This is a genomic window from Paenirhodobacter sp., assembly GCF_050177655.1.
Lineage (GTDB): Bacteria > Pseudomonadota > Alphaproteobacteria > Rhodobacterales > Rhodobacteraceae > Rhodobacter.
Genome location: NZ_JBFXGV010000025.1, coordinates 1 through 24,761 on the forward strand (window position 1 = coordinate 1; position 24,761 = coordinate 24,761).

Annotated in this window: 22 protein-coding genes; 15 read left to right on the plus strand and 7 right to left on the minus strand. The window is 66.4% G+C overall.

What is annotated here, in order from left to right; genetic code table 11:
• The 8 genes from AB7U46_RS10315 to AB7U46_RS10350 all read left to right on the plus strand — a co-directional run.
• Nucleotides 1–730 (plus strand): glycogen/starch/alpha-glucan phosphorylase (locus AB7U46_RS10315; protein ID WP_428336885.1); only part of this gene is annotated, 730 nt, incomplete at its 5' end.
• Nucleotides 731–739: 9 nt separating this feature from the next.
• Nucleotides 740–2,911, plus strand: coding sequence for a 1,4-alpha-glucan branching protein GlgB (gene glgB / locus AB7U46_RS10320; RefSeq protein WP_428336886.1), 2,172 nt, complete (start codon nucleotides 740–742; stop codon nucleotides 2,909–2,911).
• A gap of 15 nt (nucleotides 2,912–2,926) precedes the next feature.
• Nucleotides 2,927–4,198, plus strand: a complete 1,272-nt coding sequence (gene glgC, locus AB7U46_RS10325; RefSeq protein WP_428336887.1) for a glucose-1-phosphate adenylyltransferase — start codon at nucleotides 2,927–2,929, stop codon at nucleotides 4,196–4,198.
• 109 nt (nucleotides 4,199–4,307) lie between these two features.
• Nucleotides 4,308–5,741 carry a glycogen synthase GlgA gene (gene glgA / locus AB7U46_RS10330; protein ID WP_428336888.1) on the plus strand — a complete coding sequence of 478 codons (1,434 nt, stop codon included), beginning with the start codon at nucleotides 4,308–4,310 and terminating at the stop codon, nucleotides 5,739–5,741.
• Complete coding sequence (glgX, locus tag AB7U46_RS10335; RefSeq protein WP_428336889.1) at nucleotides 5,738–7,762, plus strand: glycogen debranching protein GlgX; 2,025 nt, start codon at nucleotides 5,738–5,740, stop codon at nucleotides 7,760–7,762. Before glgA ends, glgX begins: the two co-directional genes overlap by 4 nt.
• Nucleotides 7,759–9,384, plus strand: coding sequence for an alpha-D-glucose phosphate-specific phosphoglucomutase (locus AB7U46_RS10340; RefSeq protein WP_428336890.1), 1,626 nt, complete (start codon nucleotides 7,759–7,761; stop codon nucleotides 9,382–9,384). Before glgX ends, AB7U46_RS10340 begins: the two co-directional genes overlap by 4 nt.
• Before the next feature lie 48 nt (nucleotides 9,385–9,432).
• Entirely contained in the window at nucleotides 9,433–11,487 is a 2,055-nt protein-coding gene (locus tag AB7U46_RS10345) for a 4Fe-4S binding protein (protein ID WP_428336891.1), read from the plus strand.
• A complete protein-coding gene (locus AB7U46_RS10350; protein ID WP_428336892.1) occupies nucleotides 11,484–12,341 on the plus strand; it encodes an FAD:protein FMN transferase in 858 nt (285 codons plus the stop codon). Before AB7U46_RS10345 ends, AB7U46_RS10350 begins: the two co-directional genes overlap by 4 nt.
• Before the next feature lie 18 nt (nucleotides 12,342–12,359).
• Here the strand turns inward: AB7U46_RS10350 and AB7U46_RS10355 are convergent, their stop codons facing one another.
• Together AB7U46_RS10355 and pedF are read right to left on the minus strand one after the other, a co-directional pair.
• Nucleotides 12,360–13,211, minus strand: a complete 852-nt coding sequence (locus tag AB7U46_RS10355; RefSeq protein WP_428336893.1) for a substrate-binding periplasmic protein — start codon at nucleotides 13,209–13,211, stop codon at nucleotides 12,360–12,362.
• A 61-nt stretch (nucleotides 13,212–13,272) separates the two neighbouring features.
• Complete coding sequence (pedF, locus tag AB7U46_RS10360) at nucleotides 13,273–13,962, minus strand: cytochrome c-550 PedF (protein WP_428336894.1); 690 nt, start codon at nucleotides 13,960–13,962, stop codon at nucleotides 13,273–13,275.
• 201 nt (nucleotides 13,963–14,163) lie between these two features.
• Between pedF and AB7U46_RS10365 the strand changes: the two genes are divergently transcribed.
• From AB7U46_RS10365 to AB7U46_RS10375, 3 genes are read left to right on the plus strand one after another with little or no spacing between them, the layout of a single operon-like run.
• On the plus strand, nucleotides 14,164–15,138 hold the full coding sequence (locus AB7U46_RS10365; RefSeq protein WP_428336895.1) for an ABC transporter substrate-binding protein: 975 nt from the start codon (nucleotides 14,164–14,166) through the stop codon (nucleotides 15,136–15,138).
• 7 nt (nucleotides 15,139–15,145) lie between these two features.
• Complete coding sequence (locus AB7U46_RS10370) at nucleotides 15,146–15,985, plus strand: ABC transporter permease (RefSeq protein WP_428336896.1); 840 nt, start codon at nucleotides 15,146–15,148, stop codon at nucleotides 15,983–15,985.
• A complete protein-coding gene (locus AB7U46_RS10375; RefSeq protein WP_428336897.1) occupies nucleotides 15,982–16,599 on the plus strand; it encodes an ABC transporter ATP-binding protein in 618 nt (205 codons plus the stop codon). The genes AB7U46_RS10370 and AB7U46_RS10375 overlap by 4 nt, the downstream gene beginning before the upstream one ends.
• Here AB7U46_RS10375 and AB7U46_RS10380 read toward each other — a convergent pair.
• Genes AB7U46_RS10380 through AB7U46_RS10400 form a run of 5 tightly spaced genes read right to left on the minus strand, consistent with a single transcriptional unit; the run spans nucleotide 16,566 to nucleotide 20,644 of the window.
• The gene (locus AB7U46_RS10380) at nucleotides 16,566–17,348 is read right to left on the minus strand and encodes an ABC transporter permease (protein ID WP_428336898.1); all 783 of its coding nucleotides are present in this window, start codon (nucleotides 17,346–17,348) and stop codon (nucleotides 16,566–16,568) included. The two genes, AB7U46_RS10375 and AB7U46_RS10380, sit on opposite strands and share 34 nt — an antisense overlap.
• Nucleotides 17,348–18,070 carry an ABC transporter ATP-binding protein gene (locus AB7U46_RS10385; protein WP_428336899.1) on the minus strand — a complete coding sequence of 241 codons (723 nt, stop codon included), beginning with the start codon at nucleotides 18,068–18,070 and terminating at the stop codon, nucleotides 17,348–17,350. Before AB7U46_RS10385 ends, AB7U46_RS10380 begins: the two co-directional genes overlap by 1 nt.
• Nucleotides 18,063–18,506 (minus strand): hypothetical protein, encoded by a 444-nt coding sequence (locus tag AB7U46_RS10390; protein ID WP_428336900.1) that lies wholly within the window; start codon nucleotides 18,504–18,506, stop codon nucleotides 18,063–18,065. The genes AB7U46_RS10385 and AB7U46_RS10390 overlap by 8 nt, the downstream gene beginning before the upstream one ends.
• A 9-nt stretch (nucleotides 18,507–18,515) precedes the next feature.
• A complete protein-coding gene (locus AB7U46_RS10395; protein ID WP_428336901.1) occupies nucleotides 18,516–19,478 on the minus strand; it encodes a YVTN family beta-propeller repeat protein in 963 nt (320 codons plus the stop codon).
• On the minus strand, nucleotides 19,475–20,644 hold the full coding sequence (locus tag AB7U46_RS10400) for an ABC transporter substrate-binding protein (protein WP_428336902.1): 1,170 nt from the start codon (nucleotides 20,642–20,644) through the stop codon (nucleotides 19,475–19,477). Before AB7U46_RS10400 ends, AB7U46_RS10395 begins: the two co-directional genes overlap by 4 nt.
• Nucleotides 20,645–20,756: 112 nt before the next feature.
• On the opposite strand from AB7U46_RS10400, the gene AB7U46_RS10405 reads away from it, so the two are divergent.
• From AB7U46_RS10405 to AB7U46_RS10420, 4 genes are all read left to right on the plus strand, one after another.
• A complete protein-coding gene (locus tag AB7U46_RS10405; RefSeq protein ID WP_428336903.1) occupies nucleotides 20,757–21,302 on the plus strand; it encodes a sel1 repeat family protein in 546 nt (181 codons plus the stop codon).
• Between the two features lie 99 nt (nucleotides 21,303–21,401).
• Nucleotides 21,402–21,800, plus strand: coding sequence for a c-type cytochrome (locus tag AB7U46_RS10410; RefSeq protein ID WP_428336904.1), 399 nt, complete (start codon nucleotides 21,402–21,404; stop codon nucleotides 21,798–21,800).
• 176 nt (nucleotides 21,801–21,976) lie between these two features.
• Complete coding sequence (locus AB7U46_RS10415; protein WP_428336905.1) at nucleotides 21,977–23,746, plus strand: PQQ-dependent methanol/ethanol family dehydrogenase; 1,770 nt, start codon at nucleotides 21,977–21,979, stop codon at nucleotides 23,744–23,746.
• Between the two features lie 290 nt (nucleotides 23,747–24,036).
• The gene (locus tag AB7U46_RS10420) at nucleotides 24,037–24,756 is read left to right on the plus strand and encodes a response regulator (protein WP_428336906.1); all 720 of its coding nucleotides are present in this window, start codon (nucleotides 24,037–24,039) and stop codon (nucleotides 24,754–24,756) included.
• Nucleotides 24,757–24,761: the final 5 nt, after the last annotated feature.

Consider the following 24,761-nt stretch of genomic DNA (forward strand, 5'->3'; position numbering starts at 1 on the left):
GATCCGGGAAAACCCGCTCGCCACCTATCAGCCGCGGGTCAAGATCTTTGGCGGCAAGGCCGCGCCCGGCTATCAGGCCGCGAAGGAAATCATTCGCCTTATCAATGACGTGGCGACCGTTGTTAATGCGGATCCCTATGTCGACGGGCGGCTCAAGATCATCTACCCGGCGAATTACAACGTCTCGATGGCGGAGCGGCTGATCCCGGCCGCGGACCTGTCGGAACAGATCTCGACCGCCGGCAAGGAGGCCTCGGGCACCGGGAACATGAAATTCGCGCTCAACGGCGCGTTGACGATCGGCACGCTCGACGGAGCCAATGTCGAGATCCGCGAGCAGGTGGGGGCGGAGAATTTCTTCCTCTTCGGCCTGACCGCGGCGGAGGTGATGGAACGTCGCAAGGATCCGGAGCATTCACGCCACGCGATCTTGCAAAGCCAATCCCTCCAGGATGTGTTGCAGATGATTGCCGAGGGCCGGTTCAGCCCCGAGGAACCTACGCGTTATCATGGCCTTGTCCACAACATGTGGCATTCCGATTACTTCCTCGTCGCCTCGGATTTCGAGGCCTATCGCGCAGCGCAGGCCGATGTCGATCGCGCGTTCGGAAATCCCGATCGCTGGTGGCGCATGGCTGCGTTGAATACCGCCCGTATGGGTTTCTTCTCCTCAGATCGCGCAATTCGTGGTTATATGGAGGATATCTGGGGGACCGAGTCGGCCCTCTAAGGAAAGAAAATGACGCTGATAGACCGCAGCGAAGCACTTGCGCTGGCCGAAGGCCGGCATGAAGATCCTTTTGCCGTTCTCGGAATTCACAAAGACGGGCGGACAAATCGAATTGTAGCCATCGTTCCCGACGCGGAAAAACTTTGGGCCGTCGGCCCCCGCGGCAAGGAAGTCGAACTCGAGGCCGTGGTGCCCGGGGTTTTTTGCGGGAAATGGGCCGGCAAGAGCGGGTATAGCCTGCGCGCCCGGAACGACGTCACCACCTGGGACTTCGAGGATCCCTATCGGTTCGGCCCGGTGCTGGGCGAGATCGACGAATATCTGCTTGGCGAGGGCACGCATCGCCACCTCTGGAAGGCGCTCGGCGCCCATCTGATCACGCATGAAGGCGTGGACGGCGTGCATTTCGCGGTCTGGGCGCCCAATGCCCGGCGCGTCTCGGTGGTGGGCAGCTTCAACAACTGGGACGGGCGGCGCCATCCGATGCGGCGGCGCGGTTCGACCGGTGTGTTCGAAATCTTCCTGCCCGGCGTGGCGGCGGGCGACACCTACAAATACGAGATCCTCGGCCCCGGTGGCAATCTGATGCCGCTGAAGGCCGACCCGATCGGCTTCGGCTCCGAACATCCGCCGGCCACCGCCTCGGTGGTGCGCGAGCTCGGGCTGCATGACTGGGCCGATGCGGGCTGGCTGCAGACGCGCGAAAGCGTGCAGAACATCCATGAGCCGGTCTCGATCTACGAGGTGCATCTGGGCTCGTGGAAGCGGATCTGGGAGCAGGGCGGCCGTTCGCTGAGCTATTACGAGCTCTCGACCGAACTGCTCGATTATGTCGTCGACATGGGCTTCACCCATATCGAGCTGATGCCGATCTCGGAGTTCCCCTTCGACGGCAGCTGGGGTTACCAGCCGATCGGCCTTTACGCGCCGACGATCCGCTATGGCCGGCCGGAGGAATTCGCGGCCTTCGTCGACGCGGCGCATCAGCGCGGCATCGGCATTCTGCTCGACTGGGTTCCGGGGCATTTCCCGACCGACGAGCATGGGCTGCGGCTTTTCGACGGCACGCCGCTTTATGAGCATGCCGATCCGAAGGAAGGCTTCCACCACGACTGGAACACGCTGATCTACAATTACGGCCGCCGCGAAGTGTCCAACTTCCTGCTTGCCAACGCCTTGTATTGGCTGGAAGAATACCACCTCGACGGGCTGCGCGTGGATGCCGTGGCCTCGATGCTCTACCGCGATTATTCGCGCAAGGAGGGCGAGTGGATCCCGAACGTCTATGGCGGGCGGGAGAATCTCGAGGCGATCGCCTTCCTGCAGGCGATGAACACCCAGGCCTATGGCGGCGCCCCGGGCATCATGACGGTGGCCGAGGAAAGCACCGCTTTCGCCGGGGTGACGAAGCCCGCCGATCACGGCGGTCTCGGCTTCGGCTACAAGTGGAACATGGGCTGGATGAACGACACGCTGCGCTATTTCTCGCGCGAGCCGATCCATCGCAGCTATCACCACAACGAGCTGACCTTCGCCAGCGTCTACACCTATAGCGAGAATTTCATCCTGCCGATCAGCCATGACGAGGTGGTGCATGGCAAGGGCTCGATGATCGCGAAGATGCCGGGCGACGATGCGCAGAAATTCGCGAACCTGCGCGCCTTCTACGCCTTCCAGTGGACGCACCCGGGCAAGAAGCTGCTCTTCATGGGGCAGGAGTTCGGTCAGTGGCGCGAATGGTCGGAGGCCGAGGCGCTCGACTGGAACCTGCTCAACTACGCCCCGCACAACGGGCTTCGCAACCTCGTGCGCGATCTCAACCGGCTCTACCGCGAGACGCCGGCGCTGCACTGGGGAGATTGCGACCCGCAGGGCTTTTCCTGGATCGAGGCGGATGACGCCGCCCGCTCCGTCTATGTGTTCGAGCGCCGCGCGCCCGGCCATCCGCCCGTCGTCATTGCCGCCAACCTCACGCCGGTCGAGCGCACGCTGCGCATCGGCCTGCCGCAGGGGGGCGCCTGGCGCGAGATCCTCAATACCGACAGCGCCCATTACGGAGGAGCGAATTGGGGCAATCTCGGCATGATCGAGACCGATGAGATCGGCTGGATGACACGTGCGCACAGCGCCGAGGTCTATCTGCCGCCGTTGTCGGTCGTGATCTTCACGCCGGCGGACTAATCGAAGGGGGGAAGTATGAAATCGCAACCGAACCAACGTCTGTCTTCGCAGGCGATGGCGTTCATTCTTGCCGGTGGACGGGGCTCGCGCCTCAAGGAACTGACCGATCGCCGCGCAAAGCCCGCCGTCTATTTCGGCGGCAAGACCCGGATCATCGACTTCGCGCTGTCGAACGCGCTGAATTCGGGCATCCGCAAGATGGCGATCGCCACGCAGTACAAGGCGCACAGCCTCATTCGCCACATGCAGCGCGGCTGGAACTTCTTCCGCGCCGAGCGCAACGAATATCTCGACATCCTGCCCGCCTCCCAGCGCGTCGACGAGACGAAATGGTACATGGGCACCGCCGACGCGGTCGCGCAGAACATCGACATCATCCAGGACTACAACGTCCGCTATGTCGTGATCCTCGCGGGCGACCACGTCTACAAGATGGATTACGAGATCATGCTGCGCCAGCATGTCGAGACCGGCGCCGACGTCACCATCGGCTGTCTCACCGTGCCGCGTGCCGAGGCCTCGGCCTTCGGCGTGATGGCGATCGACAAGACCGGGCAGATCACCGACTTCCTCGAGAAGCCGAAAAATCCCCCCGGCATGCCCGGCGATCCGGAGAACAGCCTCGCCTCGATGGGGATCTATGTCTTCGACTGGGAATTCCTGCGCGATCTGCTTTTGCGCGATGCGATCGACCCGAATTCGAGCCATGATTTCGGCCACGACCTGATCCCCTATATCGTCAAGAACGGCAAGGCGATGGCGCATAAGTTCTCCGAGAGCTGTGTGACCACCGGGCTGGAAAGCGAGCCCTACTGGCGCGACGTCGGCACGATCGACGCCTTCTGGCAGGCGAATATCGACCTCACCGATTTCACGCCGAAGCTCGATCTCTACGACAACGAATGGCCGATCTGGACCTATGCCGAGATCGTGCCGCCGGCGAAGTTCATCCATGACGAGGATGGGCGGCGCGGTTCGGCGGTGAGCTCGCTCGTCTCGGGCGATTGCATCGTCTCGGGCTCCGAGGTGCGCAATTCGCTGCTCTTCACCGGCTGCCGTGCGCACAGCTTCTCGACGCTCGACCATGTGGTGGCGCTGCCCTATGCCGATATCGGGCGGATGGCGCAGCTCAGCCATTGCGTGATCGACCGCGGCGTGCAGATTCCGAACGGTCTGATCGTCGGCGAGGATCCGGAGGAAGACGCGAAATGGTTCCGCCGCACCGAGGGCGGCGTCGTGCTGATCACCCAGCCCATGCTCGATCGCCGCGCGGCGATCCTGGGCTGAACGGCGGTTTCGAAAGGGCTCCGGCCGGTGCGCACCGGCCGGAGCGCTGTTTGCGCGGCAGCGTGGGGGCGGCGACGGCCCCGCGACGGGAGAGACGGAAGGGAATGCGATGAAACGGGTGTTGTCGGTCGCCTCGGAAGCGGTGCCTCTGATCAAGACCGGGGGGCTTGCCGATGTCGTCGGCGCGCTGCCTGCGGCGCTCGCGGGGCAGGGCTGGGAGATGCGGCTGATGATCCCGGCCTATCCCGGGGTGCTCGATAAGATCGGGCGCGGCGATGTGGTCTGGGCCGATCCGAACCTCTTCGGCGGGCTGGGCGAGCTTTACCTCGGCAAGATCGGCGATGTCGAGGTGCTCGCGCTCGACGCGCCGCATCTCTACGACCGGCCCGGCAATCCCTATGCGAGCCCGCTCGGCGATTACTGGGACAATGCCGAGCGTTTCGCCGCGCTGTGCTGGGTCGCCGCGGTGATCGCGACGAACGGGATCGAGGGCTGGAAGCCCGAGATCGTGCATGCCCATGACTGGCAGGGCGCGCTCGCCCCGGCCTATCTGAAATACTGGGGCAACCATGTGCCCACCGTGCTCACGATCCACAACATCGCCTTCCAGGGCCGGGTCGGCGCCGACAAGATGGGGGCGATGCGCCTGCCGGCGGACTGGTTCCACCCCGGCGAGTTCGAATTCTACGGCGATATCTCGGCGCTGAAGGCGGGGATCAACGCGGCCTGGGCGGTCACCACCGTCTCGCCGCGCTATGCCGAGGAGCTGATGCGGCCGGAGTTCGGCGAGGGGCTCGACGGCGTGATCTCGCAGCGCGCGGCAAGCGTCTACGGCATCCTCAACGGCGTCGACGGCGCGCTCTGGGATCCGGAGAACGACCCGGCGATCGAGCCGTTCTCGCCCACGAAACTTGCCGGAAAAGCTAAGAACCGCAAGGCTTTGCTGGACGAATTTAATCTTGATTCCGAGGTCGAGGGCCCGCTTGCCGTGCTCGTCTCCCGGCTCACGCCGCAAAAGGGGATCGACATGCTTCCCGCCGCGGCCGAGGAGCTGCTGGCCGCGGGCGGCGCGCTTTGCGTGCTCGGCTCGGGCGAGGCCTGGGCGGAGACGCTGCTGCGCGATCTGACCTTCCGCTACCCCGGGCGCGTCGGTGTGCGGCTTGGCTATGACGAGGCGCTGAGCCACCGGATGTTCGCCGGCGGCGACATCGTGCTGGTGCCTTCGCGTTTTGAGCCCTGCGGGCTGACCCAGCTTTACGGGCTGAAATATGGCTGCCTGCCGCTCGTCTCCGCGGTGGGCGGGCTGGCCGATACCGTCGTGCCCGCGACGCCGGCGACCGAGGCCGCCAATGCCGCGACCGGCGTCACCTTCCATCCGGTCGACGCGCTCGCCTTCCGGCAGGGGATGCGGCACATGGTCAAGCTTTACGCCGACCGCAAGCGCTGGACGGCGATGGTGCGGCGCGCGATGAAGAGCGATTTCGGCTGGGAACGCTCGGCGGCGACCTATGCCGCGCTTTACGACAGCCTGATCGCGAAATGAGGATCGAGCCGGGCAGGCCGGAGGTTCTCGGCGCCGTCCCCCGCGACGGCGGCGTGAATTTCGCCGTCTTCTCCGCCCATGCGGAGAGCGTCGATCTGTGCCTGTTCGAGGGCACGAAGGAGACGCGCCTGACCCTGCCGGGGCATTCCGGCCCGATCTGGCACGGTTTCGTGCCCGGGCTGAAACCCGGCGCGCAGTATGGCTATCGCGTATCCGGCCCCTGGGCGCCCGATCTCGGCCATCGGTTCAACCCCGCGAAGCTTCTGATCGACCCCTATGCGCGGGCGCTCTCGAAGCCGCTGCGTTGGGAGACGACGATGCAGGGGCTGGCCGGCCCGGGCCGGCAGGATCGGCGCGACAGCGCCGCGGCGATGCCGAAAAGCATCGTCTGCGATGTTGAGAAACCACATTGGGAACGCCCCGCAACCCGTTGGCGTAACACGATTATCTATGAGGCGCACCCGCGTGGCCTGACGATGCAGCACCCCGATGTGCCGCCCGAGATGCGTGGCCGTTACGAGGCGCTCGGCCATCCCGCGGTGGTCGCCCATCTGACCCGGCTCGGCGTCACCGCGCTCGAGCTGATGCCCTGCACCGCCTTCATCGACGACCGCTTCCTGATCGAGAAGGGGCTGAGCAATTACTGGGGCTACCAGCCCGCGGCCTTCATGGCGCCCGACCCGCGCTATGGCACGCGCGAAGGGTTCCGCCAGATGGTGCATGCGCTGCATGCCGCCGGCATCGAGGTCATCATCGACGTCGTCTACAACCACACCGGTGAGGGCGACGCGGGCGGCCCGATGCTGAGCCTGCGCGGTTTCGAGAATGCCGCCTATTACCGGCTGGCGGAGGGCGGGCGGTCCTATATCAACGATACCGGCACCGGAAATACGCTAGATCTTTCGCACCCTTACACGCTGCGCCTGGTGATGGACAGCATGCGCGCCTGGGTCGAGGAACTGGGCGTCGACGGCTTCCGCTTCGACCTTGCGGCGACGCTTGGGCGCGATGCGGCGGGGCGGTTCAATGCCGACGGCCCCTTCCTCACCGCGATCCGGCAGGATCCGGTGCTGGCGCGGATCAAGCTGATCGCCGAGCCCTGGGACATCGGCCCGGGCGGCTATCAGCTCGGCGCTTTTCCCTATCCGTTCGCGGAATGGAACGACCGCTTCCGCGATGGCATCCGCCAGTTCTGGCGCCGCGATCCGGCGCAGATGCCCGAGCTTGCGCGCCGCGTCTCCGGCTCGGCGGAGATTTTCGATCACGGCTGGCGCGGCACGCAGGCCTCGGTCAACTTTCTCACCGCGCATGACGGTTTCACCCTGCATGACCTTGTTTATTATAACGAAAAGCACAACGAGGCGAATGGGGAGAACAATCGCGACGGGCATAACGCGAATTACTCGGAGGCGGTGGCCGACCCGAAGGAACGTGCCGCCCGCAAACGCGCGATGCTCGCCACGCTGCTGCTCTCGCAAGGCGTGCCGATGCTTCTGGGGGGCGACGAGCTCTCGAACGGGCAGCGCGGCAACAACAACGCCTATGCGCAGGACAATCCGATCGGCTGGGTCGACTGGAGCGGCGCCGAGGGCGATCTGACCGATTACGTCGCGCGGCTGACGATGCTGCGCCGCGCGCATCCGGTGCTGCACCAGTCGCGCTTCCTGCACGCGCAGGTGCGCGCGCAGGACGGGGTGCGCGATCTGATCTGGCGGCTGCCCTCGGGGGCCGAGCCCTCGGCGCAGGACTGGCACGACGCGAATGCCCGCTGCCTTTGCGTCGAGATCCGCGGCGCCGCCGAAGGCCCCGAGGGCGAGGCCGCGAGCGAGGCGATCTTTGCCATCTTCAACGCGGGCGAAGCGCTCGAGGCGGCACTTCCCGAAGGGATCTGGCGCCTCGTGCTCGACAGCGCGGCGCCCGACGCGCCCGAGCGGCAATTTTCCGCCGCCACGACTTGCGTCGCGGCGCAATCCGTTCAACTTTTCACCCGGCCCATCATCGCCGCAGAGGACGAACCATGACGACCCATCCGACCACCCCGTTCGACGGTCAGAAACCCGGCACATCGGGCCTGCGCAAGAAGACGCCGGTGTTCATGCAGCCGAACTACCTCGAGAATTTCGTGCAGGCGACCTTCGACGCCGTGGACGGTGTGGCGGGCAAGCTGCTCGTGCTGGGCGGCGACGGGCGCTATTTCGGCGCCGAGGCGGCGCAGGTGATCCTGAAGATGGCGGCCGCGAATGGCGCGGCGCGGGTGATCGTCGGGCAGGGCGCCTGGCTTTCGACGCCGGCCGCCTCGAACATGATCCGCAAGCGCAAGGCGGACGGCGGCATCATCCTCTCGGCAAGCCACAATCCCGGCGGCCCGAAGGAGGATTTCGGCGTCAAGTACAACATGGCGAACGGCGGCCCGGCGCCCGAGGCGGTGACCGAGGCGATCTTCGCCCGCACGAAGACGATCACCGAGTATCGCATGCTCGATGTCGCCGATATCGACCTCTCGCACCTTGGCGAGGTGCGTCTCGGCGCGATGGTGGTCGAGGTCGTCGATCCCGTCTCCGCCTATGCCGACATGATGGAAGAGATCTTCGATTTCAAAGCGTTGCGAGATCTTTTTAAGGCAGGTTTCCGGATGCGGATGGACAGCATGTGCGCGATCACCGGCCCCTATGCGGTCGAGATCCTCGAGCGTCGTCTCGGCGCCGCGCCGGGCACCGTGACCCATGCGGTGCCGCTGCCCGATTTCGGCGGCATGCACCCCGATCCGAACCCGACCTGGGCGCATGAGCTGATGGGTGAGATGATGGGCGCGGAGGCCCCCGATTTCGGGGCGGCCTCCGATGGCGACGGGGACCGCAACATGATCGTCGGGCGCGGCATCTATGTCTCGCCCTCCGACAGCCTCGCGGTGATCGCGGCCAATGCGCATCTGGTGCCGGGCTATGCGCGCGGGCTCAAGGGCGTGGCGCGCTCGATGCCGACCTCGGCGGCGGTCGATCGCGTCGCCGCGGCGGTGGGGATCGACTGCTACGAGACGCCCACGGGCTGGAAATTCTTCGGCAATCTGATGGATGCCGGCCGCGTGAGCCTTTGTGGCGAGGAAAGCTTCGGCACCGGTTCCGACCATGTGCGCGAGAAGGACGGCGTCTGGGCGATCCTGATGTGGCTCAACATCATCGCGGCGCGCGGCATGGGCGTGGCTGAGCTGATGGCGGAGCATTGGGCGCGCTTTGGCCGCAACTACTACTCGCGCCACGATTACGAAGCGCTCCCGACCGAGGTGGCGAATGCCATGCTCGACGATCTGCGCGGCCGTCTCGATACGCTGAAAGGCAAGGAATACCAAGGCCTTGTCGTCGAAAGTTCAGACGAATTCTGCTACACCGACCCGGTCGATGGCTCGGTTTCGGCGCATCAGGGCTTCCGCATCCTGTTCGAGGGCGGCTCGCGCGTGGTGCTGCGGCTTTCGGGCACCGGCACCGAGGGGGCGACGCTGCGCGTCTACCTCGAGCGCTACGCACCCGGGCCCGAGGGGCTTGGCGAGGAGCCGCAGGAGGCGCTCGCCCCGATCATCGCCGCGACCGAGGAGATCGTGGGCATCCGCGCCCGCACCGGCCGCCCGGGCCCGAACGTGATTACCTGAGACTTAGGTCGTATTTGAAGCGCGCGGCGCGCGGAGCAGGCTGGCGCCATGTTCCGCGCGCTTTTCCTTTGCCTCTTCTTCGCCACACCGCTCCTCGCGGCCCCGCTGACGCGCGCCGAGCTCGAGCCGATGATCCTCGCGCCCTATGCGCTCGGTCAAGCGGTCAATGACAAGGGCGTCTGGACGCTTTTGAACTCGGGTGGCGGCGAGGCGGGATTTGTCTTTGAAACCGGTGAGTTGGCGCCACTTCCGGGGTTTTCCGGCGCATCGATCGACATGCTCGTGATGCTCGATCGCGAGGGGCGGTTCATCGACGTGCGGCTGATCTCGCAAAACGAGCCGATCTTCGTTTCCGGCCTGGGCGAAGCGCCGTTCCGCGCCTTTCTCGAACAGTATCGCGGCCATTCGATCAACGAGCCGCTGGTCGTCGGCACGCCCTATGGCGGCTCCGGCGCGGGCACCGATCTCGTCTATCTCGACGGGGTCACGAAGGCGACGGCTTCGGTGCGGATCGCGCATGACTCGATCCTGGCCGCGACGCTCGCCGTCGCCCGCGAGAAGATGCAGGGCGTCTCGGCCGGCCCGCCACCGCGGCCAAACCCCGATCACGACGAGGCGCTCGACTGGAATTCCGCGCTCGATCAAGGGCTTGTGGGGCATATCTCGGTCACGAACGGCGAGGAGGACGCCGCCTTCGCGGGCACGAAATGGGCCGATGACGATCCGGAGGCCAAGGCCGATCCGGCGGCGCCCTTCCTCGATCTCTATGTCGTCGATCTCGGCCCGCCGTCGCTGGCGCGGGCGGTGCTGGCCCCCGACACTCTGGCCGAGGTGCAGCGGTTTCAGGCGCGCGCGCCGGATGACGAACTTTTCCTGCTGATCGAGGCCGGGCGTCAGGGGCTCGTCTCCGAAGACTTCGTGCGCAATACCGCGCCCGACCGGCTCGCGGCCGAGCAGGACGGCCTACCGCTTGCGCTGCGCGACGCCGACATCTTGCCGAGCCTTGCGAAGAACGTCCCGGAACGCTTTGAAGACGCGACAAAAATGGTGGTTCGCCTTGATCGGCGTCTGGGCTTCGATCCGACCCGGGACTGGATCCTCAAGGCGCAGGCCGTGCGCCTTCACGGCCAGTTCCAACCCGATCCGGGCGAGGCGCATTTCGCGCTGACGCTGAAGACGCCCGAGCGTTTCTTCTTGCGTCCAAGTGCCCCCACGCCGCAAAGCCCGTTCTGCGAGGCGCTGCGCAATCGCGCCACCGACCTCTGGCTTCTCGGCGGTTTCCTCGTGCTTCTCACCGCCGCTCTGCTCGCACAATCGCGCCTGGCGGGGCTGCGGGCCTTCACGCCGGTTCGTCTGAGCATCCTCGCGCTTGTCATTGGATTCGTTGGGTTCTGGGGGCAGGGACAGCTTTCGATCGTGACCGTTCTCGCCTTCCTGCGCGGGATTTTCGCGGGCGGGCTTTCGGTGCTGCTCTACGACCCCTTCGGTCTTCTTGTCTGGGCGGCGGCGATCCTCGGCTTTCTCCTCTGGGGGCGGGGCTTCTTCTGCGGCTGGCTGTGCCCCTTCGGTGCTCTGCAGGAATTCGCCCATCACCTCGGCCGCCTGTTGCGCCTGCCGCAATGGGAGCCGCCGCCAAGCCTTGCCCGTGCGCTGCTCTGGACCGGCCCGATCGCCTTGGCGGCCCTCGTGCTGATCGCCTTTCTCGCCCCCGACAAGGCCGAGACCGCCGCCGAGATCGAGCCGTTCAAGACCGCGATCACCGTGCATTTCGCACGCCCCTTGCCCTATGTGCTTTGGGCGGGGGGCTGGATCGCGGTGTCGATGATCTGGTTCAAGGGCTTCTGTCGCTCGATCTGCCCGCTGGGCGCGGCGATGCGGATCGGCGGACTTCTGCGCCTGCGCCGCTGGATCCCGCGGCGGGAGGAGTGTGGAACGCCTTGCCAACTCTGCCGCGTACGCTGCCGATATGGGGCGATCAAGCGCACGGGAGAGATCAAGTATTCCGAATGTTTCCAATGCCTTGATTGCGTGAAGATCCACGATGATCCGGGCCAGTGCGTGCCGCTGATCCTCGCGGCGAAAAAGGGAAGGAAAGCGGCATGAAACGGCGGCGGTTTCTGCAGATCGCGACACTGGCCGCGCTGGCCGGGCAGGGCGCGCGGGCCGAGACCTGGCGCGGGCAGGCCTTTGGCGCAGATGTCGCGATCACCCTGCCGGGGGAGGTTCCGCTTGCCCGCGTGCAGCGCGAAATCGCTGAAATAGAGACTGTTTTCTCGCTCCATCGCCCGTCGGAACTGACCCGTCTCAACGCAACGGGGCGCGGCCCGGGATCGGAGCGGATGCGCGCCGTGCTCGCGCAGGCTGCGCGGGTTCACGGGGCGACCGGGGGCGCCTTCGATCCGACGGTGCAGCGGCTTTGGCGCGCGCTGGCCGAGGGCGGGGACACCACGACGGCGCGTCTCAGCATCGGCTTCGAGCGTATTGATATGGAAACGGAAATTGCCATGGGGCAGGGGCAGGAGATCACCCTCAACGGGATCGTTCAGGGCCATGCCGCCGACCGCGTCGCGGCGCTTCTGGCGGCTTTGGGTCATGACGATTGTCTCATCGACATGGGGGAATTCGCGGCGCTTGGCGGGCCGTTCCGGCTTGGCATTTCCGATCCATCCGTGGGGCTGATCGCGACGCGGCATATCGGGCGCGGCAGCGACCGCGCGCTTGCGACCTCTTCGCCCGGGGCGCTCGCGCTACCCGGTGGCAGCCATATCCTCGGCCCGCGGGGCGAGGCGCCGCGCTGGTCGACGGTGACGGTGGGGGCGGAGAGCGCGGCGCTCGCCGATGCGGCCTCGACCGCTTTCGTGCTGATGGATCAGGCCGCGATCGAACGCGCCAAGGCCCAGCTTGGCCTCGGCGCGATCACACTGGTCGATTTCGACGGGAATATGCAGACAATCTAGCGTGTTACGCGCCGATATTCATCTTTCCGGCGGCTTGTAGTCGACGCCGTATTTCGCAAAGATCGCCGCGATGCGGCCATCCTCCAGCGCGGCGGCGATCGCGTCGTCGACGGCATAGGCGAGCGGCCGATGCTGGCCGGAAACGGCGACGCCCAGCGTCCATTTCGACTTCGCCAGCCCCAGCAGCGGCGGTTCGTGCACCGCGATCCCGGGCGTGAGATTGGCGTCGAGCTCGGCGCGCGGGCCCATCACCGCCATCACCTCATGCGCCGCCAGCCCCTGCATCGCATCGGCCGTCGACTTGTAGCGATGCACCTTGTCCGCCGTCGCCCCATGCGCGACCGAGGTCAGGAAGAAATCGGAGATCGAGTCATTCTCGACCCCCACCGGATCGAAGCGGAAAACCGGCGGTGTCGGCCCCTTTTCGGGGTAATCCGCGGTGCCATAGGCGATGGCGAGGCGTTCGACCGCATATTGCCCGGTGAACACCACCTGATCGAAACGGCAGGCATAGGACACGTCATAGGGAACATGCAGCATCACGTCCGAGACGCGCCCGCCCACGACCGCGCCGCGATAGACGTAGTTCAGCAGATCGGCGTCGAGCGTCTCGCTCGAGGACACGAGCCGCATCCGCGGCTCGACGCCGAGATCCTGCGCGATCAGCTCGCCGATCTCGACGTCGATGCCCTTCGCATGGCCGTTCTCGCTCCAGGACCAGGGACGAAAATCGTCGTAAAGCGCGAATTCGATCCAGCCATCCTCGCGGATCCGGTCGAGCCTGCGCCCGATGTCCTGCGCGAAGGTGTTCTGCATCTTCTGCTCGGGGGCCATCCCCTCGCAGGCGGCACGGGCGCTTTGGGGCGACATCAGGATCGCCCCGCAAAGCATTGTAAGTGCAGTGAAAACCTCGCGCCGCCGCATCATTTCCTCACTGTGCCGCCGAAAGCCCGATCTCGAGCTGTTCCCCCGCGTGCTTGAAGGTGGCGGGATCGGCCGTCAGCACTTCGGCGGCACGGCTGACCGCGCTGTCGGCGACCGGCGCGCCGGAGGCGGTCTTGATCTTCGCGGCGATGCCTTCGAGCTCCGCCTTGATCGCGGCGCCGTCACCTTCGCCCTTCATCAGCTGATCGTGGATCGCATGCAGCCGGTCGGAATATTCGTCGAGCGCGCCATCCTCGGGCCGGGTCTCGATATAGGTGCGGATCGCCCAGCCGGCCTTTTGCCCGAGGATCGGACCGAAGGCGGGCATCTTGGTGATACCGTTCTGGGTGAAGCCGCCCTGGAAGCGCTCGGCGAACCATTCGTCGCCCGATTCCTCAGCTTCGAGATAGCGCAGATCCGGGGCGATGCCGCCCGAGACCGCGCCCAGCCCGTGGCAGCGCGCGCAGTTCTGGTTGAAGCCGGAATCGCCGATGCGCACGGCGGCCTTCCAGACATCCTCGCCGGCTTTGTCGGCGCGATAGGGGTTTTCGGTCAGCCAGTCCTCGCCGACATCGGGCAGCGCATCGGTGTTCACCGGCTGCGGCGTGACATCGCCATGGGCGAGGAGCTGCACCGGCATCGCGGCCAGGATCAGCGTGAGGGCCGCGCCAAGGCGGCGGGTGCGGGCGTCGAGCATCTTCACCTCCCTTTCGGATCTCGTCCGGTCCGGCTTAGCCGCGGCGCGGCAATGGAGCCATTGGACCTTCGTCTCGGTTCGGGCTCAGCCTGCCCGATCCGGGCGGGCCCGCGTATTGGCCATTGGTCTTATAGGCGGGGTCGGGCGGGGCGCCTTACTCTGGCGCAGGAGGGGGCTTTTCCGCCCCCGAGGGAGGATCGGATGGATTTCGGAAAGATCGGCCGCGCGATGGGCGTGGCCCTTGCGGGCGCGTTCTTCGCGCTGACGGCGCAGGCGGAGGTGCCGGTGCTGCGGATCGCCGCGCTCGAAGGCGGCACGGTGAATTGGGAGCTCGACACGATCAAGCACTACGGGCTTGATACGGCAGCGGGATTCGACCTTGAGGTGATGCCGGTCGCGGGCAATCCGGCGGCGCAGGTGGCGCTTCAGGGCGGGGCGGTCGATGCGATCGTGACCGACTGGTTCTGGGTCGCGCGGATGCGGGCCGAGGGGCAGGACTATCGCTTTCTGCCCTATTCCAAGGCGGTCGGCGGGCTGATGGTGAAGCCGGGTGCCGGCATCAGCTCGATCGCCGATCTGAAGGGCAAGAAGATCGGCATCGCCGGCGGGCCGCTCGACAAGAGCTGGCTGATCCTGCGCGCCTATGCGCAGAAGGAGGCGGGATTCGACCTTTCCGCGCAAACCGAGCAGGTCTTCGGCGCGCCGCCGCTGATCATGCAGGCCGCGCTTTCGGGCGAGGTCGATGCGGCGATCAACTTCTGGCATTTCATGGCGAAGATGGAGGCGGGCGGCATGGTCACGCTGCTGCCGGTGGCCGATGCCGCGAGGGCGCTTGGCCTCGATCCGGAAACGCCGCTGCTGGGCTATGTCCTGCCCGGGAAACTGGTCGCGGAACAACCCGATCTCGTCGCGGCGCTGGCGCAGGCCTCGCGCGCGGCGAAGGAGAAACTGGCCACCGACGATGCCGCCTTCGACCGGCTGCGCCCGCAGATGAAGGCGAAGGATGACGCGCAATATCAGGCACTTGTGGCCGGTTACCGCGCGGGGATCCCGGCGCCCGGCCCAGTGGACGAGGCCGCCGCCGCGCGCATGCTCGCGCTGATGGCTGAACTCGGCGGGCCCGATCTGGTGGGGCCGGCGACCACGCTGCCGCCGGGCACATTCCTGACGAACTGAGCGCGTCATGGCGGTGAGTTCGGCACAGCACGGGATCGGTTCGGGCAAGGAGGCCGCGCAAGGCGGCGCCTCCGACGCCCCTCGGCCGATCCCGCCGGGGGGCGGGCGCTGGCTGCGCCCGGCGCTTTCGGTCGCCGTGCTGATCGCGCTCTGGGCGCTGATCTCCTGGCTCGTCGCCGATCCGTTCCGCGCGCCGGGGCCGGCCGAGGTGCTGCCACGCCTCGTCGAGGGGCTGTCCTCGGGCAAGATGACCGCCGATCTGATCGCGACGCTGCGCCGGGTGGTGCTGTCCTTTGCGCTGGCGATGGGGATCGGCATGGCGGTGGGGCTCGCGCTTGGCCTCTCGCCGCGGCTCGACCGCTGGCTCGATCCCTGGCTGACGGTGGCGCTGAACGTGCCGGCGTTGGTCGTGGTGGTGCTATGCTACCTCTGGATCGGGCTCAATGAGACCGCTGCGGTGATCGCCGTCGCGCTGAACAAGATCCCGACCGTCGCCGTGCTTTTGCGCGAGGGGGTGCGGGTGCTCGACCCCGGGCTGCGCGACATGGGGCGCGTCTTCCGCATGTCGCCAATGGCCCGGTTGCGCCACATCATCCTGCCGCAGCTGAGCCCGCAGATCTTTGCCGCCGCCCGCACCGGGCTCTCGCTGATCTGGAAGATCGTCCTGGTGGTCGAGTTTCTCGGCCGCCCGGACGGCATCGGATTCCGCATTCATCTCGACTTTCAAATGTTTGATATTGCAGGCGTTCTGGCCAATGCACTTGCCTTCGTCGCGGTCATGCTCGCGATCGAATGGGGCGTGCTTGCGCCGCTCGCCCGCCGCGCAGCCCGCTGGAGGCCCGCATGATCGCGCTCGAGTTGACCGAGAAACGTTTCGGCGCCCAGCCGGTGCTCGGGCCGATGCAGCTGAGCGTCGCGCCGGGCGAGGTGGTCGGCATCGCCGGCGCCTCGGGCGCGGGCAAGACGACGCTGCTGAGCATCCTCGCCGGGCTCGATGCGCGGTTTTCCGGCCGTCTCGACGTCGCCGGGCGCCGCGCGATGGTGTTTCAAAGCCCGACGCTGATGCCCTGGCGCCGGGTGATCGAGAATATCACGATCCCCACCGGCTGCACCGAGGCGGAGGCGGAGCGCATGCTGGCCCGCGTCGGGCTCGAAGGGATGGGCGGGCGCTGGCCGGCGCAGCTTTCGCTCGGCCAGGCGCGGCGCGTCGGCCTCGCGCGCGCCTTCGTCGGCCGGCCCGAGGTGCTGATCCTCGACGAGCCCTTCGCCTCGCTCGACGCCGAGCGGATCGCGGCGCTGCTCGGCCTCACCGCCGAGCTGATCGCCGAGACCGGCGCGGCGGTGGTGATCGCATCGCATTCGGAGGAGGAGCTGGCGGCGCTCTCCACCCGGCGGATGCGGCTCGAGGGGCGCCCCTCGCGGCTGGTTCAGGATCCGGGCCGCGTGCGCGCTGGCTCGTAACCCCAGAGCGCACCAAGGAAAAACACGATCAGAGCGAGGCTGGTCCAGCCCAGTTCGACCCAGGCGATCTGGCCATACATCGCGAAGCGGATCAGCTCGACCGCATGGGTGAAAGGGTTGAACCGGCAGAGCGTGGCGAGGAGCGGCGAGCTTTCCTGCATCTTCCAGAGCGGATAAAGCGCGGTCGACATGAAAAACATCGGGAAGATCACGAAGTTCATCACGCCCGCGAAGTTCTCGAGCTGCCTGATGCGGGCGGAGAGGAAGAGGCCAAGCGCACCGAGCATGAGGCCGGAAAGCAGGATCGCGGGAATCGCGGAGAGGTAACCGAAGAACGTGAGCTTTAGCCCGTAAAGCGCTGCGATCAAAAGGAAAGCTGCAACCTGAATGAGACCGACGAAGGTGCCTGCAAGGAGTTTTGCCCCAAGCAGGAACCAGCGCGGCCAGGGCGCGGTGAGCATCAGCCGCATCGCGCCATTCTCGCGGTCATGCACGAGGGAAAGCGAGCTCTGCATCCCGGAAAACAGCAAGATCATCCCGCAAAGCCCTGGAATGATGTAGGTTTCGTAAGGGATATAGGTGCGATAGGGCGGGATGATCGAAAGCCCGAGCGCCGCCCGGAACCCGGCCGCAAAGACGAAGAGCCAGACGAGCGGCCGCACGAGCGCGGCGAAGAAACGCTCGCGCTGCATCAGGAACCGCGCGATCTCGCGCGAGGCGATGGCGCCCGCGGCACGCAGCGCACGCATCACGCGGCCTCCGCCCGGGTGCGGGCGAGGAACCACTCGGCAAGCGGCGCGCCCTGTGTCGCCTCGGCCACGGGGCCGGTCGCGGCGATACGCCCGCGATGAAGCAGGATCAGATCGTCCTCGGGGCGGATCTCATCTGTGAGGTGTGTCGCCCAAAGCACGGAAATCCCTTGCGAAACCAACGCATGAACGTGATCGGTGATCGCCGCGCGGGAGGGCGCGTCGAGGCCCACCGTCGGCTCGTCCAGAAGCAGAAGGCGGGGGCGGTGGATCAGCGCGCGCGCGATCTCCATCCGCCGCCGATGCCCGCCGTTCAGCGCGCGCAGCTTCTCGCCCGCGCGCTCGGCCATGCCAAGGCGGGTGAGCGCCTCTTCGATCCGCGGCTCGGCCTCGCGCTTTGATAACCCGTGCAACCCGGCGAAAAGACGCATGTTCGCCTGCACCGAAAGGTCGAGATCGAGCGTCGGCTGCTGGAACACGACGCCGATGCCCGCGAGCGCCTGGCGCGGCCTGCGCCCCATGTCGACGCCCGCAACGGTGACGATACCCGGGCGCGGCCGGATCAGCCCGGTCAGCACCGCCATCAGCGTGGATTTTCCCGCGCCGTTCGGGCCGAGCAGCGCGCAGAACCGGCCCGCCGGCAGGGTGAAGGAGACGTCGCTCAGCGCCGTCTTGCGCCCCCAGGCATGGCTCAGGCCGCGAACTGCGAGCGCGTCAGTCAATCGTGATCTCGATACGCTGATCGGCACCGGTCGAGCCGGGGATCGCCAGGGTGTAGCTGCCGGGCTTCACCGCGACGAAGCCGATCTCCATCGTGCCGGCACGGTCGAATTCGATCGAATGCAGGCCCATCGGGCGGATCTCTAGCCCTTTCACCACCACCTCGTCGACCCAGATCGCATGGAAGAAATCGCCCCCCGACAGGCCGATCTCGCCCGAGCCGTCGGCGGTGATCGCGACCTCGTAATATTTGCCGGAGGTGAGGTGCCAGGGGCCGCCGAGCGGCTCGCCGACCGAAAGGATCACTTCGGGCAGATCTTCCTTGTTCGGCCCGGCAAGAAGGCCGGCAGGCGGCGGCGCATCGTCATCCTCTTCCGCCAACGTGGGAAGCGGCGCGAAAAGCGCCAGAGACAACATGAAGATTGCGGAATAACGCATTGTTTCTCCTTATTCATTCGACGGGCGCGCAGCGGCGCCCCAGGGAAAGCGGCCGACCTTGACGGTGGCGATCGGCTCGAGCGAGGCGAGGTCGATCACCGTCACGTCGCCGGAAATGCCGTTGGTGGTGAAAAGCTTCGTCTGATCCGGCGAGATCGCCATGTGCCAGACGCGGCGGCCGACGAGGATGTATTTCTCGACCGCGAAGCTCTTGGCGTCGATCACCGCGACATGGTTCGCGGGGCCAAGCGCGACGAAGATCTTGCGCGCATCGGGGGAGAAGGCGATCCCGACCGGCTGGATCTTTTCGCTGCGTATCCCCTTGATCGCGAAGGTGATCTTCGCTTTCTGCCCCTGCGTCGCAGCGTCGAAGACAGCGACGGTTCCGCCAATTTCCGAACTCACCCAAAGCTCGGATCCATCGGGGCTGAACTCGGCATGCCGCGGTCGCGGATCGACCAGCGAATTCGCGATGATCTTATGCGTCGCGGTGTCGATCCAATGCGCCATATTGGTGGTTTCCGAGGTGGTGACCTGCACCTTGCCATCGGGCGAAATGCCCATCCCCTCGGGCTCGACGCCGACGTCGATCTGCGCCACGACCTTGCGCGTCCGGGTATCGACGACGGTCGTCACCGCGTCATTCTCGTTCGCGATGTAGAGAAGCCGGTCGTCCGGCGCGAGCACGAATTGCTCCGGATCCTCGCCCGAGGGCAGATCATGCAGCACCTTGCCGGTCTCCGGATCCATCACCTGAACCGCGTCGCTATCCGAGGCGCAGATGTAGAGATACTTGAAATCCTTGGAGAAAGTGACACCGCGGGGGCGCTCTCCGGTGGGATATGTCGCCTTCACGGCGAAACTCTTCGCGTCGATCACGCTCACCGTGTCGTCCATTTCATTGGTCACCCAGATCTCGTCGGCGCGCACCGGCGCCGCGAGAAGCGTGGTGAGGAGCAGGATGCGGATCATGGCGCGTCTCCGAAGGCTGAGCACTGGGTTTCGGGCCGGTCGATGCCGAGCGTGTCGAGCTCGCTCGCCGGATGCAGGAAGCCCTCGAAAGGGGCGAGCGCGACGACCGCGCGTTCGGTCACGATCGGGATGGGCTGGCGCATCTGGCCATTCCAGGCGCGGAAGGAAAGCGGCGTCCCGAGGAAGGCGCCAAGGCGAAAATTTCCGGAAAGCATATAGTTGCGCAGCGAAGTTGAAGTTTTGTCGGCACTTCGCGTCGCCGCCTCGCCAAGCGCGGCGATGGCGGCCCAGGCGGCGAAATCATCCGCCGTCATCTCCCGCCCGGCGGCCGCGCGAAAGCGGTCCTGCAACTGCGCGGCGCCGTTTTGCTCGACCACGCCGGACCAGCCCACGGGTTTCGCACCCTCCGACCCCGCGAGCGGGCGCGGCAACCAGGTGTTATAGGCGACGTAGCGCGCGAAATCGCCGGGCTCGTCGGCCACGAGCAAGAGGTCGTGATCGGGCAGATCCTGGGTGAACAGCGGCACCTCCGCCGCTGCCGCACGTCTCATGTTCGCGTCGTAAGCCCATGTTTTATCGGACAGAAGCTCAAGGCCGAATTTCGTCAGGCTGGACTTCAGCGCGGCCGCGAAAGCCTGATCCGCGGGCAGGGTGCCCTCGATCATCGCAAGCCGCGTCCAGCGCTTGGTGACGATGAATTGCGAGAGCGCATCGGCGCGCATCGAGAGGCTCGGCAGCGTGTGCAGCACATTGGCGCGGCAATCCGCCTCGCGCAGACGCTCGTCCGGGGCGGAGGTATTGAGGATCAGCGCACCCTTCGCCTGCGGCAGATCGGCCAGCGCAAGCAGATCTGAGGCGGGGGCACGGGTCACCAGAACCGTCGCACCTTCGTCCAGCAAAGCCTTGGCCGCGCTTAGAAAATCGCCATCCGGCGCGATCACCGTACGATGCAGATCATAGCTTTGCCCGGTGAATTTCCCGGTCGTCGAGATATCGGCCAGCGCCAGATCCGCCCCGGCGAGGCCAAGGTCTTCGGGTTCGGACTGCATGTTCGAAAGCACCGGCGGCGGCACCTCGCGATGCTCGAGCCAGTCGATGCGCAGGGGGTCGGCCTGCGCCGTGGCGGCGCCAAGCCCGCATGCGAGTGCAATGAATAGTCCGCGCATCCTGTCCTCCCCGGGGCCAGAAGAGCGCGCAGGAGACCGGGGCAGCAATACGACCAATGTCTAGGACCGTGCGCGGGCGGTGCCGCGCTAGGCTGCGCAGGAGGAGGCCGCCATGCATCATTTCACAGTCGCGCTTGCGGTGGCGCTGATCGCCGCGCCGGCCTTCGCGCAGGAGACCGCCGATCCGGGCGGCGATCTGAATCCCGAGGAGCTGACGATCGAGCGGGTGCTGCGCGACGTGGGCCGCGGCGAGACCTCGATGACGAATTGCGCGACCGGCTATTTCATCACGAAATCCGGCCGCCACGCCGAGGCGCGCCAGCTCTTCGAGCGTTGCGCGCAGGATGGCTGGACCGGCGCGATGACCTGGATGAGCGAGCTCACCGACAATGGCCTCGGCGGGGAGGAGGATCCGACCGCGGCGGCGGACTGGGACCGCAGGGCGGCCGAGGCGGGCGATCCGGTCGGCGCCTTCAACCTCGGGCTCGATCTGATGCGGGGCAGGGGCATCGCGCGCGACGCGGCGGCGGGGCGCGCCCTCGTCGACCGCGCGGCCGAGGCCGGTCTGCCGGTCGCGCGCCGGTTGCAGGGCGCGGATTACGACCTCGACGAGGTCACCCCCGACGCCGACGAACACCGCTATGCGCCGCTCTCGTGAGCGCTACGACCAAAGTCCAATGCCGGGCTTGACCTGCGTCAACCGCGCCGCCTCGCCCCGCCCGATATCTTCGAAACACCAAGACACAGGAGAAACCGCATGTTCCCGAAATCGCTCCGCTCGGCCCTGATCCTCGGCGCGGCGCTCATGGCGCCGGCGCTGGTGCAGGCCGAGAGCTTTGACAAGGTCAAGATCGCCGCGGGCAAGATGCTCTTCGACGGCTCCTGCCACCGCTGCCATTCGGTCGATGCCGACCGCAAGAGCTATGGGCCGCTGCTCGACGGGGTGGTCGGGCGCAAGGCGGGCAGCTTCCCGGGCTATCCCTATTCCGACGCGCTGAAGAGTGCCGGCTTCGTCTGGACGCCCGGCGCGCTGCGCGCCTGGATGGAGGCGAACGACCAGCTCGTGCCGGGCACGAAGATGCGCCATGTCGGCATCGAGGATCCGACGGTGCAGGATTTCATCGTCACCTACCTGACGAGCCTCAAGGCGAAATAAGCGCGAAAACAACGGCTTGATCGGGGCGTGCGGGGGCACTCGCGCGCCCCATGGGCATGTCTGCAGCCCCGCGCCCGGGGTCGTAAGACCAATGGACAATATACGGTTTCGTGAGGTCGTAAATACTGGTCCCCGATGCCGCTGCGGGAGGCGGCGAGACAACGGGAGGATGCGAGATGAATCGCTTTGTACTGGCCGCCTGCGTGGCCATCGCCTGCCTCGGCACGGCCGCGACGGCCGGGGTGACCGAGGACGATCTGCTCAAGGATCAGGACAGCGCCGAGAACGTGCTGACCAACGGCATGGGGCGCAACCTGCAGCGCTACAGCCCGCTCGAGACGCTCAACAAACAGAACGTGAAGAACCTCGTGCCGGCCTGGGCCTTCTCGCTTGGCGGGGAAAAGCAGCGCGGCCAGGAAAGCCAGCCGCTCGTCTATGACGGGGTGATGTATATCACCGGCTCCTATTCGCGCATGTATGCGATCGACCTGAAGACCGGCAAGGAAATCTGGCAATACGACGCGCGCCTGCCCGAGGGCATCCTGCCCTGCTGCGACGTGATCAACCGCGGCGCGGCGATCTATGGCGACAACGTCTATTTCGGCACGCTCGACGCGCGCATCGTGGCGCTCGACCTGAAGACCGGCGACGTGAAATGGAACAAGAAGATCGCCGATTACAAGGAAGGCTATTCCTACACCGCGGCGCCGCTCATCGTGAACGGTCTCGTCATCACCGGCAATTCGGGCGGTGAATTCGGCATCGTCGGCGAGGTGCAGGCGCGCGACGCGGAGACCGGCGAGCTCGTCTGGACCCGTCCGACGATCGAAGGCAACATGGGCACCTTCAAGGGCGAGCCCTCGACGATGACCGGCACGCTCAACGCGACCTGGCCGGGCGACATGTGGAAGACCGGCGGCGGTGCGACCTGGCTCGGCGGCGCCTATGACGCCGATACCGACACGCTGATCTTCGGCGCGGGCAACCCGGCGCCCTGGAACTCGCATCTGCGCAACGCCGGCACGCCGGTCGAGGGCAACAAGGGCGACAACCTCTATGCCGCCTCGCGCATCGGCATCGACCCGAAGACCGGCGAGATCAAGTGGCACTTCCAGACCACCCCGCGCGAGGGCTGGGATTTCGACGGCGTGAACGAGGTCGTGGGCTTCGTCGACAAGGATGGCAACAAGCGTTACGCCACCGCCGACCGCAACGGCTTCTTCTACATCCTCAACCGCGAGGACGGGCATTTCATCGCCGCCTATCCTTTCGTGAAGGACATCTCCTGGGCGAAGGGCATCGGCGCGGACGGCCGCCCGATCTACAACGAGGACAACCGCCCCGGCGCCCCCGATGCCGCGGCCGAGGACGGCAAGGGCCAGCAGGTCTTCTCCGTGCCCTCGTTCCTCGGCGGCAAGAACTGGATGCCGATGGCCTATAACCAGAAGACCGGCCTCTTCTACGTGCCCTCGAACGAATGGGGCATGGACATCTGGAACGAACCGATCAGCTACAAGAAGGGCGCGGCCTATCTGGGCGCGGGCTTCACCATCAAGCCGCTCTTCGAGGATTACATCGGCTCGCTCAAGGCGATCGACCCGAACACCGGCGAGGTGAAGTGGGAATACAAGAACTCGGCCCCGCTCTGGGGTGGCGTGATGTCGACGGCCGGTGGCCTCGTCTTCACCGGCAACCCCGAGGGTGAGTTCATGGCCTTCGACGCCGACACCGGCGAGAAGCTCTGGTCGTTCCAGACCGGCTCCGGCATCGTCGGCCAGCCGATCACCTTCGAGATGGACGGCGAGCAATATGTCTCGGTGATGTCGGGTTGGGGTGGCGCGGTGCCGCTCTGGGGCGGCGAGGTCGCCAAGAAGGTCAACTATCTCAACCAGGGCGGCATGGTCTGGACGTTCAAGCTGCCCAAGCAGCTCGCCTCGGCGAACTGATCGTCACGAGTGGCCTTGGTCAGGGCGCGCGGGGGAAACCTCGCGCGCCTTTCCGCTGTCGCGCAGCTTGCCGCGGCGGAGCCTCCGGCGGGGATATTTGGATCTCTGCAGAAAACAGGCCTGTGCGCGCTTCTATAGAGTGGAAATATCCCCGCCGGAGGCTCCCCGAGGGCCAGAGGCGGGCGGCCGGGCAGGGGCGCCTCCGACTTAAGGACAGTGTCTGGCGCAGACGGGGCTTGCTAGGCTGAGCGAAACCCCGCACCCTCTTTCGCATGACACAGGACGAGATGATGCAGCAGACGAGCCCCGTCGCCCCCCGATCCGAGTTCCGCTCGGCGCTGATCGTCGAGGATCATCCGCTGTTTTGCGACGCGCTCGCGATGACCTTGCAGGCGGTGGCCGGGATCGAGGCGATCGCCCATGCCGACCGGCTGAGCGAGGCGCTCGCGCTGATCTCGGGCGAGGCGGGGCAGGGCAGCCTGCCCGATGTCGTGGTGCTCGACCTCAATCTGCCCGACGTGAACGGGCTCGAGGGGCTGATGGCGCTGCGCCAGGCCGCGCCCGATCTGCCGATCGTCGTCGTTTCGTCAATCGACGAGCCGCGGGTGATCCGCTCGGCGATCCTGGCCGGCGCCGCGGGATTCGTGCCGAAACATTCGCGCCGCGAGCTCTTCCGCGCCGCCTTTGCCGCGATCGCGCGGGGCGAAATCTTCGTGCCCGACGCGAGCGGCGCGGCGATCGCCGAGGGCAACGGGATGAGCGCGCAGGACGAGGCGATCCGCCGCCTGAGCCAGCTCACCCGGCAGCAGGCGAATATCCTCGAGCAGATCTGCGCGGGCAAGATGAACAAGCAGATCGCCTATGATCTCTCGATCGCCGAGACCACGGTGAAGGCGCATGTGACCGCGATCATGCGCAAGCTCGGCGTCTATTCGCGCACCCAGGCGGTGCTGCTCGCGCGTGAGGCGCAGGCCACGGGACCGTTGCCCGAGAGCTGGCGGACGCGCTAAGCTCC

Bases quoted from the DNA above. Each gene is read 5' to 3' on its own strand.
- glgB (WP_428336886.1), top strand. From the start codon at position 740: ATGACGCTGATAGACCGCAGCGAAGCACTTGCGCTGGCCGAAGGCCGG.
- glgC (WP_428336887.1), top strand. From the start codon at position 2,927: ATGAAATCGCAACCGAACCAACGTCTGTCTTCGCAGGCGATGGCGTTC.
- glgA (WP_428336888.1), top strand. From the start codon at position 4,308: ATGAAACGGGTGTTGTCGGTCGCCTCGGAAGCGGTGCCTCTGATCAAG.
- glgX (WP_428336889.1), top strand. From the start codon at position 5,738: ATGAGGATCGAGCCGGGCAGGCCGGAGGTTCTCGGCGCCGTCCCCCGC.
- AB7U46_RS10340 (WP_428336890.1), top strand. From the start codon at position 7,759: ATGACGACCCATCCGACCACCCCGTTCGACGGTCAGAAACCCGGCACA.
- AB7U46_RS10345 (WP_428336891.1), top strand. From the start codon at position 9,433: ATGTTCCGCGCGCTTTTCCTTTGCCTCTTCTTCGCCACACCGCTCCTC.
- AB7U46_RS10350 (WP_428336892.1), top strand. From the start codon at position 11,484: ATGAAACGGCGGCGGTTTCTGCAGATCGCGACACTGGCCGCGCTGGCC.
- AB7U46_RS10355 (WP_428336893.1), bottom strand. From the start codon at position 13,211: ATGTCGCCCCAAAGCGCCCGTGCCGCCTGCGAGGGGATGGCCCCCGAG.
- pedF (WP_428336894.1), bottom strand. From the start codon at position 13,962: ATGCTCGACGCCCGCACCCGCCGCCTTGGCGCGGCCCTCACGCTGATC.
- AB7U46_RS10365 (WP_428336895.1), top strand. From the start codon at position 14,164: ATGGATTTCGGAAAGATCGGCCGCGCGATGGGCGTGGCCCTTGCGGGC.
- AB7U46_RS10370 (WP_428336896.1), top strand. From the start codon at position 15,146: ATGGCGGTGAGTTCGGCACAGCACGGGATCGGTTCGGGCAAGGAGGCC.
- AB7U46_RS10375 (WP_428336897.1), top strand. From the start codon at position 15,982: ATGATCGCGCTCGAGTTGACCGAGAAACGTTTCGGCGCCCAGCCGGTG.
- AB7U46_RS10380 (WP_428336898.1), bottom strand. From the start codon at position 17,348: ATGCGTGCGCTGCGTGCCGCGGGCGCCATCGCCTCGCGCGAGATCGCG.
- AB7U46_RS10390 (WP_428336900.1), bottom strand. From the start codon at position 18,506: ATGCGTTATTCCGCAATCTTCATGTTGTCTCTGGCGCTTTTCGCGCCG.
- AB7U46_RS10395 (WP_428336901.1), bottom strand. From the start codon at position 19,478: ATGATCCGCATCCTGCTCCTCACCACGCTTCTCGCGGCGCCGGTGCGC.
- AB7U46_RS10400 (WP_428336902.1), bottom strand. From the start codon at position 20,644: ATGCGCGGACTATTCATTGCACTCGCATGCGGGCTTGGCGCCGCCACG.
- AB7U46_RS10405 (WP_428336903.1), top strand. From the start codon at position 20,757: ATGCATCATTTCACAGTCGCGCTTGCGGTGGCGCTGATCGCCGCGCCG.
- AB7U46_RS10410 (WP_428336904.1), top strand. From the start codon at position 21,402: ATGTTCCCGAAATCGCTCCGCTCGGCCCTGATCCTCGGCGCGGCGCTC.
- AB7U46_RS10415 (WP_428336905.1), top strand. From the start codon at position 21,977: ATGAATCGCTTTGTACTGGCCGCCTGCGTGGCCATCGCCTGCCTCGGC.
- AB7U46_RS10420 (WP_428336906.1), top strand. From the start codon at position 24,037: ATGCAGCAGACGAGCCCCGTCGCCCCCCGATCCGAGTTCCGCTCGGCG.